Origin of the sequence: uncultured Maribacter sp., from assembly GCF_947495965.1 — a bacterium.
Lineage (GTDB): Bacteria > Bacteroidota > Bacteroidia > Flavobacteriales > Flavobacteriaceae > Maribacter_B.
Genome location: NZ_CANMBB010000003.1, coordinates 58,734 through 73,660 on the forward strand (window position 1 = coordinate 58,734; position 14,927 = coordinate 73,660).

Annotated in this window: 17 protein-coding genes; 9 read left to right on the plus strand and 8 right to left on the minus strand. The window is 31.3% G+C overall.

What is annotated here, in order from left to right:
• Window positions 1-104 precede the first annotated feature (104 nt).
• Window positions 105-1,043 (plus strand): LysR substrate-binding domain-containing protein, encoded by a 939-nt coding sequence (locus Q0820_RS08135; protein WP_298486831.1) that lies wholly within the window; start codon window positions 105-107, stop codon window positions 1,041-1,043.
• Between the two features lie 85 nt (window positions 1,044-1,128).
• Here Q0820_RS08135 and Q0820_RS08140 read toward each other — a convergent pair whose 3' ends face one another.
• The gene (locus tag Q0820_RS08140) at window positions 1,129-1,326 is read right to left on the minus strand and encodes a hypothetical protein (protein WP_298486832.1); all 198 of its coding nucleotides are present in this window, start codon (window positions 1,324-1,326) and stop codon (window positions 1,129-1,131) included.
• Window positions 1,327-1,647: 321 nt separating this feature from the next.
• Here Q0820_RS08140 and Q0820_RS08145 point away from each other — a divergent pair, with 321 nt between their 5' ends.
• Window positions 1,648-2,886 carry a D-alanyl-D-alanine carboxypeptidase gene (locus tag Q0820_RS08145; RefSeq protein WP_298486833.1) on the plus strand — a complete coding sequence of 413 codons (1,239 nt, stop codon included), beginning with the start codon at window positions 1,648-1,650 and terminating at the stop codon, window positions 2,884-2,886.
• Between the two features lie 2 nt (window positions 2,887-2,888).
• Here Q0820_RS08145 and Q0820_RS08150 read toward each other — a convergent pair whose 3' ends face one another.
• Entirely contained in the window at window positions 2,889-3,473 is a 585-nt protein-coding gene (locus tag Q0820_RS08150; RefSeq protein WP_298486835.1) for an NUDIX domain-containing protein, read from the minus strand.
• Window positions 3,474-3,554: 81 nt separating this feature from the next.
• On the opposite strand from Q0820_RS08150, the gene Q0820_RS08155 reads away from it, so the two are divergent.
• Window positions 3,555-4,733 (plus strand): DUF6786 family protein, encoded by a 1,179-nt coding sequence (locus Q0820_RS08155; RefSeq protein ID WP_298486837.1) that lies wholly within the window; start codon window positions 3,555-3,557, stop codon window positions 4,731-4,733.
• Here the strand turns inward: Q0820_RS08155 and Q0820_RS08160 are convergent.
• From Q0820_RS08160 to Q0820_RS08175, 4 genes are all read right to left on the minus strand, one after another.
• Window positions 4,730-5,527 (minus strand): TIGR00266 family protein, encoded by a 798-nt coding sequence (locus tag Q0820_RS08160; RefSeq protein WP_298486838.1) that lies wholly within the window; start codon window positions 5,525-5,527, stop codon window positions 4,730-4,732. The two genes, Q0820_RS08155 and Q0820_RS08160, sit on opposite strands and share 4 nt — an antisense overlap.
• An 89-nt stretch (window positions 5,528-5,616) precedes the next feature.
• Window positions 5,617-6,165 carry a YbhB/YbcL family Raf kinase inhibitor-like protein gene (locus tag Q0820_RS08165; protein ID WP_298486840.1) on the minus strand — a complete coding sequence of 183 codons (549 nt, stop codon included), beginning with the start codon at window positions 6,163-6,165 and terminating at the stop codon, window positions 5,617-5,619.
• A gap of 27 nt (window positions 6,166-6,192) precedes the next feature.
• Window positions 6,193-6,696, minus strand: coding sequence for a hypothetical protein (locus tag Q0820_RS08170; protein ID WP_298486843.1), 504 nt, complete (start codon window positions 6,694-6,696; stop codon window positions 6,193-6,195).
• Window positions 6,697-6,732: 36 nt separating this feature from the next.
• On the minus strand, window positions 6,733-7,188 hold the full coding sequence (locus Q0820_RS08175; protein WP_298486845.1) for a DUF4442 domain-containing protein: 456 nt from the start codon (window positions 7,186-7,188) through the stop codon (window positions 6,733-6,735).
• A gap of 135 nt (window positions 7,189-7,323) precedes the next feature.
• On the opposite strand from Q0820_RS08175, the gene Q0820_RS08180 reads away from it, so the two are divergent.
• The 6 genes from Q0820_RS08180 (at window position 7,324) to Q0820_RS08205 (ending at window position 12,548) form a co-directional block, all read left to right on the plus strand.
• A complete protein-coding gene (locus tag Q0820_RS08180) occupies window positions 7,324-7,806 on the plus strand; it encodes a DUF4870 domain-containing protein (RefSeq protein ID WP_298486847.1) in 483 nt (160 codons plus the stop codon).
• A gap of 133 nt (window positions 7,807-7,939) precedes the next feature.
• Entirely contained in the window at window positions 7,940-8,278 is a 339-nt protein-coding gene (locus Q0820_RS08185) for a PadR family transcriptional regulator (protein WP_121068691.1), read from the plus strand.
• Window positions 8,278-10,050, plus strand: coding sequence for a PspC domain-containing protein (locus Q0820_RS08190; RefSeq protein WP_298486850.1), 1,773 nt, complete (start codon window positions 8,278-8,280; stop codon window positions 10,048-10,050). Before Q0820_RS08185 ends, Q0820_RS08190 begins: the two co-directional genes overlap by 1 nt.
• A gap of 97 nt (window positions 10,051-10,147) precedes the next feature.
• Window positions 10,148-10,879, plus strand: a complete 732-nt coding sequence (locus tag Q0820_RS08195) for a head GIN domain-containing protein (protein ID WP_298486852.1) — start codon at window positions 10,148-10,150, stop codon at window positions 10,877-10,879.
• Between the two features lie 94 nt (window positions 10,880-10,973).
• Window positions 10,974-11,984 (plus strand): dipeptide epimerase, encoded by a 1,011-nt coding sequence (locus Q0820_RS08200; protein WP_298486854.1) that lies wholly within the window; start codon window positions 10,974-10,976, stop codon window positions 11,982-11,984.
• Window positions 11,985-12,101: 117 nt separating this feature from the next.
• Window positions 12,102-12,548 carry a hypothetical protein gene (locus Q0820_RS08205; RefSeq protein WP_298486856.1) on the plus strand — a complete coding sequence of 149 codons (447 nt, stop codon included), beginning with the start codon at window positions 12,102-12,104 and terminating at the stop codon, window positions 12,546-12,548.
• Between the two features lie 59 nt (window positions 12,549-12,607).
• Here the strand turns inward: Q0820_RS08205 and trxB are convergent, their stop codons facing one another.
• Window positions 12,608-13,573, minus strand: a complete 966-nt coding sequence (gene trxB / locus Q0820_RS08210; RefSeq protein ID WP_298486858.1) for a thioredoxin-disulfide reductase — start codon at window positions 13,571-13,573, stop codon at window positions 12,608-12,610.
• Between the two features lie 115 nt (window positions 13,574-13,688).
• Window positions 13,689-14,816, minus strand: a complete 1,128-nt coding sequence (locus tag Q0820_RS08215; protein ID WP_298486860.1) for a formylglycine-generating enzyme family protein — start codon at window positions 14,814-14,816, stop codon at window positions 13,689-13,691.
• Window positions 14,817-14,927: the final 111 nt, after the last annotated feature.

Genomic DNA, 14,927 nt, shown 5'->3' on the forward strand with positions numbered 1-14,927 from the left:
AAAAATTATTTTCTTTTTACAGTATAAAGGTATTGCATAAAAAATCGTTTTATAATAAGTTTTATTGATAGTTTTAATACCTTTATAGCTTAAAATTATGATGCATGACTATTACACAATTACAGTATGTTTTAGCAGTTGCTGAGCACCAAAACTTTACGCTTGCTGCACAAAAGAGTTTTGTTACCCAACCAACTTTAAGCATGCAAGTGCAAAAACTTGAAGATGAGTTAGATATACTTATTTTTGACCGAAGTAAAAAACCAATTACAATAACCGAAGTTGGTAAAAAAATTGTAGAACAAGCTAAAAATATTGTAAACGAAGCGGAACGTATTAAAGATATTGTAGATCAAGAAAAGGGATTTATTGGGGGCGATTATACTTTAGGAATAATACCCACTATTATGCCAACCTTACTACCAATGTTTTTAAAAACTTTTATTAATAAGTACCCTAAAGTAAACCTTATTATAAAAGAACAAAGTACAGAAAATTTAATACGAAATATACAAGATGGCCATATAGATGCTGCTATTGCTGCAACTCCGCTAGAGGTCGAGTTTATAAAAGAACGCCCTTTGTATTATGAACCTTTTGTTGGTTATGTTCCAAACAACCACAGACTTAAAAACTTAGATAATTTAAAGCCAGAGGATTTAAGTATTAATGATATTCTTTTATTACAAGATGGACATTGTTTTAGAGAAGGCGTAATTAACTTATGTAAAGCTTCTAAAAATTATGATGATGAGCATTTTCAATTACAAAGCGGTAGTTTTGAAACTCTAGTTAATCTTTCTGATGAAGGTCTTGGAATGACACTACTACCCTATTTAAATACTTTGAGTCTAGATGCAGTTAAAAAAATGAATCTAAAGTATTTTGATGCACCTTCTCCAGCAAGAGAAGTAAGTCTTATTTATCATAAGAGCGAACTAAAAATACAAATAACAGAAGCGTTAAGAGATGTAATTTCTGGAATTGTTAGAGGAGCTATTGCTTTTCAGGATGTAAAAATAATTAGTCCTATTTCTAAATAAGCTAATAGCCTAAAGACTAAGAATAGTAATAAGTACTTACTATTCTATAAAAGAAAACGGTCACTAAATAGTGACCGTTTTTATGTTATGCAGTTAAAAAAACCATACTGGTTTGTAATTCTGGTTTATCATTAATAAACTGTTGTAACCATTTTTTTAACTCTTCTATTTCTTCTGGTAATAGTATTCCTAAGCTTTTTTTTAATTCTTTACAGAAAAGAACACTATCAAAACTAACTTTTTTTAAGATTGTTTTTGTGTATTCAAGCATTGCCTTTGGCATATTTTTAGTTGTTTAAATTAAAATAATACTCTCTAGTAAATTTAACTATAATAGATTTTATATATTGTCTCTACTACGTTAAAAATTAGATAATTTCTTGTTAAAACGATGTATTTTCTTACATATTGTATTTTAACATTTATTTATTTTTCAGAGAGAGAATTTATCTAACCAAAAAACTAATTCACAACAAGTTACAAATTCATAATTAAAAAAAGAAATAATAACCAAACCAAAGAGAAATATAAAAACTCTATATATAATTGCATTCACAAGTTTTTAGTTAATTTTAAATTCATTCTAGGATAACTTGTTTTTTACATGAAAAAAATTGCCTTATACATTGGTCTACTTCTTACTCTTGTTAATTGTAAAAATTCTAAAGTAATTTTAGATTCTAAACTTTACCAGAACAGCTTTACTGGTGTACTAGTAATAAACCCAACTACCAGAGACACCTTATATAATTATAATAGCACTAAATATTTTACGCCAGCTAGTAATATTAAAATAGTTACTCTATTTACCGCCTTAAACACTATACCAGATAAAATTCCTTCTTTAAAATATCATATTACAAAAGACACACTTTATACGGAAGGAACTGGAGACCCAACCCTATTACATCCTTATTTTAAGGATAGTACAGCTATTTTATTCTTAAAAAAATATTCTAATATAGTTGTAAACACTTCTAATTTTAAAGATCATAAATATGGTCCTGGTTGGGCTTGGGAAGATTACGACACCTATTATTCTCCAGAAAAAAGTGGTTTCCCCATATATGGTAATGTTCTTACTATATACAATAAGGGTAATTTAATATCTAAACCTAATTATTTTAAAGACAGTATAACATTTTCTGATTTGCTAAAAAGAAGAGAAGAGCATGCCAATACGTTTTATTATAATAGCACCTCTAAAGACACTATTATTACTCCTTTTATTACAGACAATAATTTAACTAAAAACCTTCTAGAAGATATACTACAAAAGAATGTCACAATTTCTTCTACGTTTCCAGAGGGGGATAAAAACATTTTATATGGTATAGCATCAGATTCTGTTTATAAAAGAATGATGCATAAAAGCGATAATTTTTTAGCAGAACAATTAATGCTTGTAAGTTCTGGTGTTCTTACAGATACTCTAAGCTTTAAAATAGCTAAAGAACATATTTTAAAAACAAAATTATCTAATCTAAGACAAAAACCAAGATGGGTAGATGGCTCTGGTTTATCTAGGTATAATCTTTTTACACCAGAATCTATGGTACACGTGCTTCATGAACTTTATAAAAAGTTACCTAAAGAAAGGTTATATACTTTATTTCCAGTAGTTAACGCTCCTAAAACAAAAAAAGAAGATCCTGTGCAAGAACCATATTTGTATGCCAAGTCTGGTAGTTTGGGTAACAATTATTGCTTAAGCGGTTACCTTATTACCAACTCTGGAAAAACAGTTATTTTTAGTTTTATGAATAATCATTTTATGACGTCTTCATCTGGTATTAAAAAAGAAATACACCATTTTTTTGAACACATAAGAGATACCTATTAAAGCTATACAAGATTTTGTATTTGCGCGTGCTGTAAAAGCATTATCGTTTTTCCGTCTTTAATTTTACCCATTTGCACCCAACTAATTGCTTCTTTTAAAGAAACCTCTAAAACTTCAATATTCTCCGTCTCATAATCTGCTCCTCCTCCAACACTTATTTTATTCTCCTCTTCATACTCTCCAACAAAAAAATGTACTTTTTGCATAACCGTTCCGGGTACCATAAAACTCTCGAAAACTTTAGTAACTACATTTATTTTATATCCTGTTTCTTCTAAAGCTTCTTTTTTAATACAAACTTCTGGTGTATCACCGTCTAATAGTCCGGCACAAACCTCTACCATCATTCCATCTCCAGATTCTGTTTTATTTTGAAAAACTGGCATCCTAAACTGCTTTGTTAAAATTACCGTTTGCTTTTTTTTGTTATATAAGAGTATTGCTGCTGCATCTCCGCAATCATAGACCTCACGTTCTTGCTTTTCCCAAACTTTGTCTTCTCTTAAATATTCAAAACTAAATTTGTTTAATGTATACCAATTATCTGAGAGAAGTACTTTTTCTATATTCTTTAAAAATTTATTCAATGAAAGTATTTTAATTTATGTTCTTATTATAACTCTTAACGGCAGATAAAATTACTAATTTTAAGCACTAAGAGTTTTCTCATGAAAAATTATTTCGCTTTTTTATTTCTAGTTGGTATTACGTATTGTAATTCTCAAACACTAGAAAAATATAACACTGTACTATCCCAATTAAAAGAATATACTAATGTTATTGAGCTTACTACTAATAACGGTAAATCTAGGCTTATAATAACCCCAGAGCTTCAGGGTAGAATAATTACTAGCACTTATGATGGCATATTAGGAGATGCTAATGGATGGTTTAATAAAAATAGTATTACAAACAAACTTAAGGGTGGTATTGGTGGTGAAGACAGACTTTGGATTGGACCTCTAGGTAGCCAATTTTCTTTTTATTACCAACAAATAAAACCGATTAGCGAAACTAATTGGTTAGTTCCTAATACTATGGAAAATGAAGCCTACCAACTTACGAAACAAACTACCAAAGAAGTTAGTATGCGTAAAAAAATGACGCTTACAAACCATATTGGTACAGATTTTATTTTAGATATTTCTAGAACTATTACAATTTTAGATGCACTAGATATAACTAAAAATCTTAAAATTTTAATCCCAGAGCACCTAAACTATACTGCTTATGAGAGCGCTAATACTTTACAAAATATAGGGACAGAAAAAATAACAAAAGAAAAAGGGTTAATTTCTTTATGGAGTGCAGGAATGTTTAATGGAGCTACAGAAAGTATTGTTATAGTACCATTAACTAAAAAGGGAAACCTTGAAGATTTATATACCTATATGGGGCCTTTAGGAAAAGACCGTCTACAAATAAAAAAGAATGTAGTTTTATATAAAGCAGATGGTACATACAGATCTAAAATAGGAGTCCCTCCACATGTAGCGCCTTCTATTTATGGGTGCTATTCTGCAAAAAAAGAAAGACTAACTATTGTACAATATAAAAGAACAAAAGATAGCCTTTATTTTAATTCTAATGCCTCTAACCAAGAATACCCATATAAAGGGGAAGTTATTCCTATTTATAATAATGGAACAATGGATTATTCTCCTACTACTATTCCTAGTTTTTTTGAGTTAGAGTCTACCTCTGCCATGCGAGAATTAGAGATTAATGATACTCTAAGTCACTACCACAGGGTATACCATTTTTCTGGGAATGAAAAAGAATTAGATGTTATTGCTAAAAAGTTATTGGGTATCTCTTTAGAAGATGTTAATTTAATACACAATTAAAATCTATTATCGCCATCTAATAAGTCTCCAATACCACCTAAAAGGCTACCTTCTCCTTTACTATTTCCGTTTCTAGGTAGTGCCGATAAAACTCTACCAGCTAATCTACTAAAAGGTAAGGATTGTACATATACTGTACCAGGGCCTCTTAGGGTTGCAAAAAATAAGCCTTCGCCACCAAAAACTGTATTCTTAATACCACCAATAAACTCTATATCATAATCTACAGTTTGACTAAAACCTACAATACAACCGGTATCTACTTTTAAAACTTCACCAGCAGCAAGTTCTTTCTTTGCCAAAGTACCGCCAGCATGTACAAATGCCATACCATCGCCTTCTAACTTTTGCATGATAAACCCTTCTCCCCCAAAAAGACCGCGACCTAATTTTTTAGAAAATTCAACTCCTACAGAAACTCCTTTTGCAGCACATAAAAAAGCATCTTTTTGGCAAATAAATTTTCCTTGTTTTTCAGATAAATCTATTGGTACAATTTTTCCAGGATAAGGCGATGCAAAACTTACTTGCTTTTTTCCCTGTCCTATATTTAAAAAAGCAGTCATAAAAAGACTCTCTCCCGTAAGCATTCTTTTTCCTGCAGAAAATAATTTCCCTAAAACACCTTTTTCTTGGTTAGAACCATCTCCAAAAATGGTATCCATTTTAATGTCAGAATCCATCATCATAAAGCTACCAGCTTCTGCCACAACAGCTTCTTGCGGATCTAGTTCTATTTCTACATATTGCATTTCTTCCCCAAAAATCTGATAATCTATTTCGTGTGCATTCATTTTTTATATTTTTTTAGATTGATATCTATATGTAGACAAATAAGGGGTGTTTGTTACAGAAAAAGTGAAATTTTACAAAAATTGCTTTTTTATCTCTTATAATAAGCAATAATACTTGCTTTTGCTAAGGTTTGGTTCCATAGATTAAAACCAACAACGGCTGGGTTTATTCTTTCATCAAGCCCTAATTTATCCGTTTTTAAAGCATAAACAGTAATTACATATTGATGAAACCCATGACCTACTGGCGGACAAGGCCCTCCAAATCCTTTAATTCCATAATCTGTTATGCTTTGTATGGCTCCTTTAGGTGCTAAATTTAGTTCTACATTTCCTGCATTAGTTACTAATTCATTTACATTAGCTGGAATATCAAAAACAACCCAATGCCAAAAACCACTTCCTGTTGGTGCATCTGGATCATACATTGTAATAGCAAAACTTTTTGTTCCTTCAGGGGCATTTTTCCATAATAATTGTGGTGATTGATTCTCTCCAGAACAACCAAATCCATTAAATTCTTGTGTTTTTGTAGCTTCTCCTCCTAAATCGTTACTAGATAATGTAAATGTTTTTTGCGCAAAAAGTGTTGTTGTTAAAATTAAGGACAGTACTAAAGTTAAACTTACCTTTTTCATTTTTATATGGTTTTAATTTATTTTTTTCTAAGTATGGTTTTGAATGTTACGTACAACTTCTCTTAAATTCTCTTCTTTTTGAGTACCAATAAGGTATTTTTTTCCATTTTTTAATTTAATAGCCAAACCTTTATTCCCTCGCATATTATATACAATACCATGCTTTATACTGTAACGCTTTCCGTAACCAACAAAACCATAGGTAATAATTTCTGCAGATGCTATATCTTCCCATAAAAAATCTTTCTTTACAACATACATGTGCTTTATTGCTATTTTATCTTCTGTAATTACAGTAGTCATTTTCATAAAAAATAACAATACTACTACTGCTAATGTGAGCAAAATAAAAAGCCAAGTGGTGTATGGCATAATTAAAGAGAAAGACATATTTACAGAAGAGGCATGGTCTGAAGAAAGTAATGGTTTAATTATAAAATATAAATTGAATATAAAAGCGGCTAAAATTATTAACCAAATCCACCATTGTCTTAATTTTTGAATTTCATGAAATAGAACTTTCTTATGCATTTGCTAGCTATATTTTAAAAATAAAATTGAGTACTATTATTTTTTTAACCTAACAGTCCACTCAAAATTAAAGGTAGATACTACTACCCCATCTTCATTAGTCCCTATAGATTGCATCCAAAGGGTTTGCCCTTCTCCCGTACTAATGGTTTTATCTAAAGCCTCTTTAATTTTATTGCCATCTTCGCATATAAAAGTAATTTTACCCGTAGCTTTTTTAGAGAAATTAGCATTATTATTAGCCACCAACATAGAAATTTTTTTACCACTGCCCTCTATTTGGTCTATCATCATAGCCCCTGTACTAAGCTCTGCAGCCATGCCTTGCACAGCCCAAAACATAGATCTAAATGGGTTTTGGTTAAACCATCTATGCTTCACAGTAACCACTGCCCTATTTTTATCTATAGATTGCAAACGTACGCCACACCACCATGCAGAAGGTAACTTAATAAAGGTAAACATGTTTAATTTACTGGGAGAAACTGGCATAAGTATATTATTTTTTCTATAAATATACTTGATATATTACGAATCTTAAAATGTTAATTTTATGTTAAATTTTAGTACTTTGTTTTGCATAGTACCTTTTTTTAGACATATATTTGTATAAGAAACTAATAGGTCATGACAGAAACCATAACAAAACACGAGAAAAATTTGTCTGCATTAATACATGCATCTACCTTTTCTAAATTCTTTATCCCTTTTGGAAATTTTATTATTCCATTAGTATTGTGGACAGCAAATAAAAAAGAATATAGCTTTGTAGATTATAATGGAAAGCAGGCAATTAACTTTCAAATAAGCCTACTTCTTTATTCTATTCTTTTAGGAATAATAAGTGTTCCTTTTATTATTGGAATGCTCCCTAATATTATGGATTTTAATCTTTTTGGATTATCAGACTTAAGTAATTATAACAATTTAAACCTGCATTTTGACTTAGATGATTTTTCATTTAGTAAGTGGATGATTCCTTTAGGAGTTACAGGTTTGGCACAGGCTGCACTTTTTATTGTTAATGTAGTATATACTATAATGGCAACTTTAAAAACTAACGAGGGGGAAACTTTTAGCTACCCAATTACTATAAAATTTATAAAATAAAATCAATCAAGAGTTTATGCATCAATCAATCCCATATTCCGTACTTAGAGCTATAGTCTCTTAATCACAGACATAAAAAAACTTTAAGTACGGCATATGAAAACGAACAGTTAATTAAATAGATTATGAAATTATGAATGTAGAAAATACAAAAGCACAAATGCGTAAAGGTGTGCTAGAATATTGCATTTTATCTATCCTGAATGGTAAGGATAAATATGCTTCTGAAATTCTAGCAACTCTAAAAGACGCTAAGATGCTTGTTGTAGAGGGTACTATATATCCTTTGTTAACAAGACTTAAAAATGCTGGCTTACTAAATTATAGATGGGAAGAATCTACCTCTGGACCGCCACGAAAATATTACACACTTACCGAAACCGGAAAAGTATTTTTAAAAGAATTAGATAGTACTTGGGACGAATTAAGAAACGCTACTAATGTAGTAACCAACACAAAAAATAACGCATAATGAACAAGACTGTAAACATAAACTTAGCTAATGTTCTTTTTCATATAGATGAAGAAGCTTACAACAAAATGCGACGCTATTTAGAAGCTATAAAACGCTCTTTTGCAAATACTGCTGGTAGTGATGAAATTCTTGCAGATATTGAAGCTCGTATTGCGGAACTCTTTCATGAAAAGCTTGAAAATGAAAGACAAGTAATTACAAATAAAGAAGTAGACGAGGTAATTACCATTATGGGGCAGCCAGAAGACTACATGGTAGATGAAGATATTTTTGAGGATGAACCAGCGCCAAAGAAAGAGAAGAAGAAAGTAAAAAAATTATATAGAGATACAGAACTTAAATATGTTGCTGGTGTTTCCTCTGGATTAGCACATTACATAGGCATAGACCCATTGTGGATTCGTTTATTATGGGTTTTCTTTACCATTGGTTCTGGTGGAGGGTTTATTCTTATTTATGGCTTATTATGGATTCTTATCCCAGAAGCTTCTAGTACGTCTCAAAAATTAGATATGCGTGGCGAAGCCGTAAATATTAGCAATATAGAACGTAAAGTTAAAGAGGGTTTTGATGAGGTAGCTGAAAAAGTTAAAAGTGTGGACTATGAAAAAGTAGGAAACCAAGTTAAAAACAGTGGTAAAACCTTTTTTGATGTTATTGGCGAAATTATCATGTTCTTTTTCAAAATATTTGGAAAATTCATAGGCATTATTCTAATAATAATTGGTGCTAGTACTATTTTAGGACTCTTTATTGGTTTTATAGCCGTTGGTACTTTAGACTGGGTACATTTACCTGGGTTTAATAATTTTATAACCAATTCCTCACAAGCTCCGGTATGGTTGCTTTCTTTACTTTTATTCTTTGCTATAGGAATACCATTTTTCTTTTTGCTTTATTTAGGATTAAAGATTTTAATAAAAAATTTAAAATCTATAGGAAACATAGCTAAATTCTCTTTATTAGGACTTTGGATTATTTCTATTATAAGTTTAATAATTATTGGGGTTAGAGAGGCTGCAGCGCATGCATACTCTGGTAACGTTACAACAGAACATGAATTATATATAGATACTCCTAGAGACACTGTATTTATTTCATCTGTATCTTCTAAATTACATGAGAATAGAGGTAACATTCATATGGATGGGTTAATTATGAGTTATGATGACAACGGTGAAGAAGTAATGCTATCTGAAGACGTTCGTATTAACATCAAAAAATCTAAAGATTCTGTAATTAGGTTAGAGGTTAGAAAAGAAGCAAACGGAGCGTCTTTTAATGCAGCACGCGAAACTGCAGACCAAATAAATTATAGTTATAAAGTAGAGGGCAACACTATAATTCTAGATGACTTTTTAACCCTAAAAGGAAATAACAAATTTAATGACCTAGAAGTAAAAGCTACGCTTTATCTACCAGAAAATACTATTTTAAATTATAGTAAGAGTAATAGTAGATGTTGGAGCACCCACACTAATAATGACCATGATATGAATGGCTGTGAACTTACCAAATACTCCTGGAAAATTGCTAAAGACAATCAATTAGTATGTTTAGATTGTCCAAAAGAAAAAGAACGTGAGGAAGAAAACAAGGTTATTATTAATGAAAATGGCATTAAAATTAATGTGAATGAAAACGGCGAAAACAACAAAATTCTTATTAATGAAGATGGAATAGACATTGATGTTAAAGATAATGGCGAGTCTTTTAAAATGAAAATAGACGAAAACGGAATAGATATTAACACAAACGAAAACAATTAAAAAACAACTCGGATAACAAATCTAACAACTCAGTAACAAAAACTAGTAACGTACCAACAAATACATCAATTTTACAGCAATCAAAAAAACAACAATCATGACAACCCTAGTAAAAATTACCATCGCAATTATTATTACGCTCTTCTTATCCTCCTGCGGATTTGATATTAATCTTGGAGACATGGGCTCCGGTATTAAAGGAAATAACATCGTAGTAGATGAAAACAGAAATGTTAATGAAAACTTTACTGTAGTATCTGCATCAGAAGGTATACAAGTTTATGTAACACAAGCAGAGGACTATAAAATATCTGTAAAAGGAGACGAAAATATCATAGACCTTATTGGTACAGATATTAAAAACGGAAAACTACATATTCATGCTATTAAAAATATTGGTAGAGCAACTAAAAAAGTTTATGTTTCCTTACCTAATATTGATGCTCTAAAAAGTTCTAGCGGCTCTCATTTGGTTACAGAAAATACTATTAAAAGTGATGATTTAGAATTAGATGCTAGTAGTGGTTCTATTTTAAATGCAGAAATTTCTTGTAATGATTTAGAGGTAGATGGCAGTAGTGGTGCTAATATTTCTATTTCTGGTAAAGCAAAAGTATCGGATATAGATAGTAGTAGTGGCGCCAACATAAAAGCTAAAGACCTTACTACAGCTATTTGTTCTGCAGAGGCTAGTAGTGGCTCTAATATAAAAATTCATGTTTCTGAGTCTTTGCATGCAAACGCTAGTAGTGGTGGTAATATATCGTATTCAGGTGACGCCAGTGTTCAAAAAAAGAAATCGGTTTCTGGTAGTGTACATAAATACTAAAAATTGAATTAGCTAAAAGTTACCCCTATAATTAACTAAAAAAATCCGTTAAATTTTAGCGGATTTTTTTTGTTTTAATTTCTATATTAACGCCATGGAAATACAATTAAAAAAATATAGCCTTAGTTTAAAGCATACGTTTAGTATTTCTAGAAAATCTCATGATTCTCAAGACTCTTTAATTACTAGCTTATCTTTAAATGGAGAAACTGGTTACGGAGAAGCTACTGCAAACTCTTACTACAAAATTACGGTAGAAAGCATGATGCAAGAAATTAAAAAAATTGAAAAAGAAATAACCGCTTTTAAATTTACAACTCCAGATATATTTCATCAATTTCTTGTAGATAAAGGGCTTACCAATTTTGCTATTTGTGCTTTAGACTTAGCTGCGCATGATTTATATGGCAAGTTAAAAAAGAAACCTCTTTATGAGATCTGGAAAACAAATATTAAAAAATACCCTACAACCAATTACACCATAGGTATTGCTAGTATTGATAAGATGGTAACCAAAATGAAAGAAAAACCTTGGCCCATTTATAAAATTAAATTAGGAACAGATAAGGATGTTGCCATTGTTAAAGAGTTAAGAAAGCATACCGATGCTATTTTTAGGATAGATGCTAATTGTGCCTGGAGCCCTGAAGAAACTATACATAACGCTCCAATTTTAAAGGACTTAGGAGTAGAGTTTTTAGAACAACCTTTAATAGCAGATAATTGGGAAGGCATGGAAAAAGTAATGCACAATAGTGTATTACCCATTATTGCCGATGAAAGCTGTATTGTAGAATCTGATGTAGAAAAGTGTGCATTACACTTTTCGGGGGTAAACATAAAACTTACCAAATGTGGCGGTCTTACCCCTGCCCTACGCATGATTAAAAAAGGAAAAGAATTAGGACTTAAAGTTATGGTTGGTTGCATGACAGAATCGTCTGTAGGTATTTCTGCTATAGCGCAATTACTACCCCAATTAGATTATGTAGATATGGATGGAGCTATGCTACTTAAAGAGGATATAGCAAAAGGTGTAGAAATAAAAGAAGATGGTACTGTATTATTTCCTATACAAAATGGAAATGGCGTTAGCCTCCTATAATTACTATTAATACGTTATCTCATTTATTTTCCTTTTAAAGAAAACTACTATTTCTCGTTATTATCTCAAAAAAATAACGTAACTTATTAGTAATTAACAACTTAAAAATAGATAACCATGAAAAAATTATTAGGATTGGTTTTCTTGATGTTCCTTTTGGTTTCTGCAACCAATTTTACATCATCAAAATCGTATGTTAAACCTTCTATAGAAGGAACTTGGGAACTCGTAAATCGTTATCATTATGATGGGATTAACGTATCAGACACTCTTCTGAATATTAACGGATATAGACAGGTAAAAATTTACAGCAAAGGTAAAGTTATGTGGACAAGATACTCTCCAGATGACCCTAAAGAATGGTATGGGTATGGAACATATAGTAAAACCGATACTAGTTTGTCTGAAAGATTAGAATATGGATCTAAAGCCATGATGAAAGTTCTAGATACCATACAAACATTTAAATTTGAATTACATTTATACGATGACCATTACAACCAAATTACTTTGGATGAACATGGACACCCAACATTTTCTGAAAATTATAAACGTATAGACTAAAAAAAAGCAAAAAAATCCAGTATTTACATACTGGATTTTTTCATAACTCTTTTAGTATATTATGCTACCTCCTCTGGAGTTTCTATAGCTGCTAAATAACGTTCTGCATCTAAAGCTGCCATACACCCTGTACCAGCAGCTGTAACCGCTTGCCTGTAATCTTTATCTTGTGCATCTCCACAAGCAAAAACACCAGGTAAGTTCGTTTTTGTTGTTTTACCTTCTGTTATTAAATACCCCGTTTCGTCCATATCTAACTGTCCTGCAAATATATCTGTATTTGGCTTATGACCAATTGCAATAAACAATCCAGTAATAGCAATATCTTCCTTTTCTTGCGTTTGGTTATTAACCATACGTAATCCTTCTACAACTTGGTCTCCCAAGACCTCATCAACTTCTGTATTGTATTTAATTTCAATATTTGGAATACTCTCTACACGGTGTTGCATTGCTTTAGAAGCACGCATATAATCTTTACGCACTAACATTGTAACTTTATTACATATGTTAGATAAGTAAGAAGCTTCTTCTGCTGCAGTATCTCCTGCTCCAACTATAGCAACATCTTGTTTTTTATAAAAGAAACCGTCACAAACCGCACAAGCAGATACCCCACCTCCACGTAATTTTTGCTCACTAGGTAAGCCTAAATATTTTGCTGTTGCTCCAGTAGAAATAATAATAGTTTCTGCTTCTATAACTTTATCATTATCTACAGTTACTCTATGAATTCCACCAACTTTATCACTTAATTCTGTTGCAGTAATCATCCCAATACGAACTTCTGTACCAAAACGTTCTGCTTGCTGTTGTAACTGCACCATCATTGTAGGCCCATCAATACCTTCTGGGTACCCTGGAAAATTATCTACCTCTGTAGTAGTTGTTAATTGCCCACCTGGCTCCATGCCTGTATAAAGTACAGGTTTTAAATCTGCCCTAGAAGCATATATTGCTGCGGTATATCCTGCTGGGCCAGAGCCTATAATTAATGTTTTAATTCTTTCTATAGTATCAGACATAGTTTTTTTAAATTTATTTGAGTTATACAAAAGTAGCTTTTTGACTTAAAACCTTACAATTAAAGTATTAAAACTTTATAAATAAGAGTTTTAATCTATATCTCTACCCCTAATTTTATTTAATATCTTTTACGGTTCTAAACCCTAAGTGCTCTAAGGAAGAATCTGGACTAGAGCCCATTCTTGAAGAAACCCTATAACTTGCACAATAAGAATCGCTACATAGAAAAGAACCGCCTTTCATGACTTTTTCTTTTGCATATGGATTGTTTTCTGTAAAAGGGTTACTTGCCCCTGTTGGATTATACGTAACTTGGTTTAAAGCTCCTTGTTCTTTATAATAATTTGTGTTATACCAATCTGTTGTCCATTCCCAAACATTACCAGCCATATCAAACAATCCATTGCTATTAGCAGGATAACTTTTTACTGGTGCTCTTCTTTCATAACCATCCATTTTTGTATTCACAACCGGAAACTCTCCTTCCCATGTATTTGCTCTTTTCTTTAAATCTGTAACATCATCTCCCCAAAAGTAAATAGCCTCTAAATTTTCTCCTCTAGCGGCTAACTCCCACTCGGCCTCGGTTGGCAAACGGCTACCATCCCAATTACAATAGGCAACTGCATCTTCATAAGAAACTTGTACTACAGGGTAATTACCTTTTCCTTTTATAGAACTCCCTGGTCCGTTGGGGTGCTTCCAACTAGCTCCTATTGTCCATCTCCACCATTGCGAAAAATCATATAAATTTGGCAAAGAACTTTTTGTTTTCTTAAAAGTTAAAGACCCAGGTTGTAAGATAGAATCGTGCGGTTTTTGAGTCCCTTCAGGAAGTTGCTTTTTCATATCTTCCCAATCTATTTCTCTTTCTGCAACTGTAATATAACCTGTTTCTTTTACAAATTTTGCAAACTGGTCATTTGTAACTTCTGTTGTAGACATAAAAAAACCATCTACAGCAACTTTATGTGCAGGTTTTTCATGTTTCATTGCCATTTTATCTTGTGGTACTGCTCCTTGTAAAAATTCTGCTCCGCTAATCCACACCATTCCTTCTGGTATAGAAGTTCCTTTAGGAATTTTTGTTAGAATAGAATCTGGTGTTACAACTTTATCTTCTTTTAAAGCAATTTCTTCTTTTTTATCTGTTTTATCTACTTTTTTAGAATCTACATTTTTGCATTGTACACAAAGTGCTACTAATGCAAGTCCTAAAACAACTATCTTCTTATTAATCATTTATATAAATTTATATCTTCAAATTTAATTCTATTATTTTATTTTTTACTGTTATTAAACATAAGAGATGTTAAAATTAAGAGCTTTTTGTAATAAAAAAAGCCTTCTATC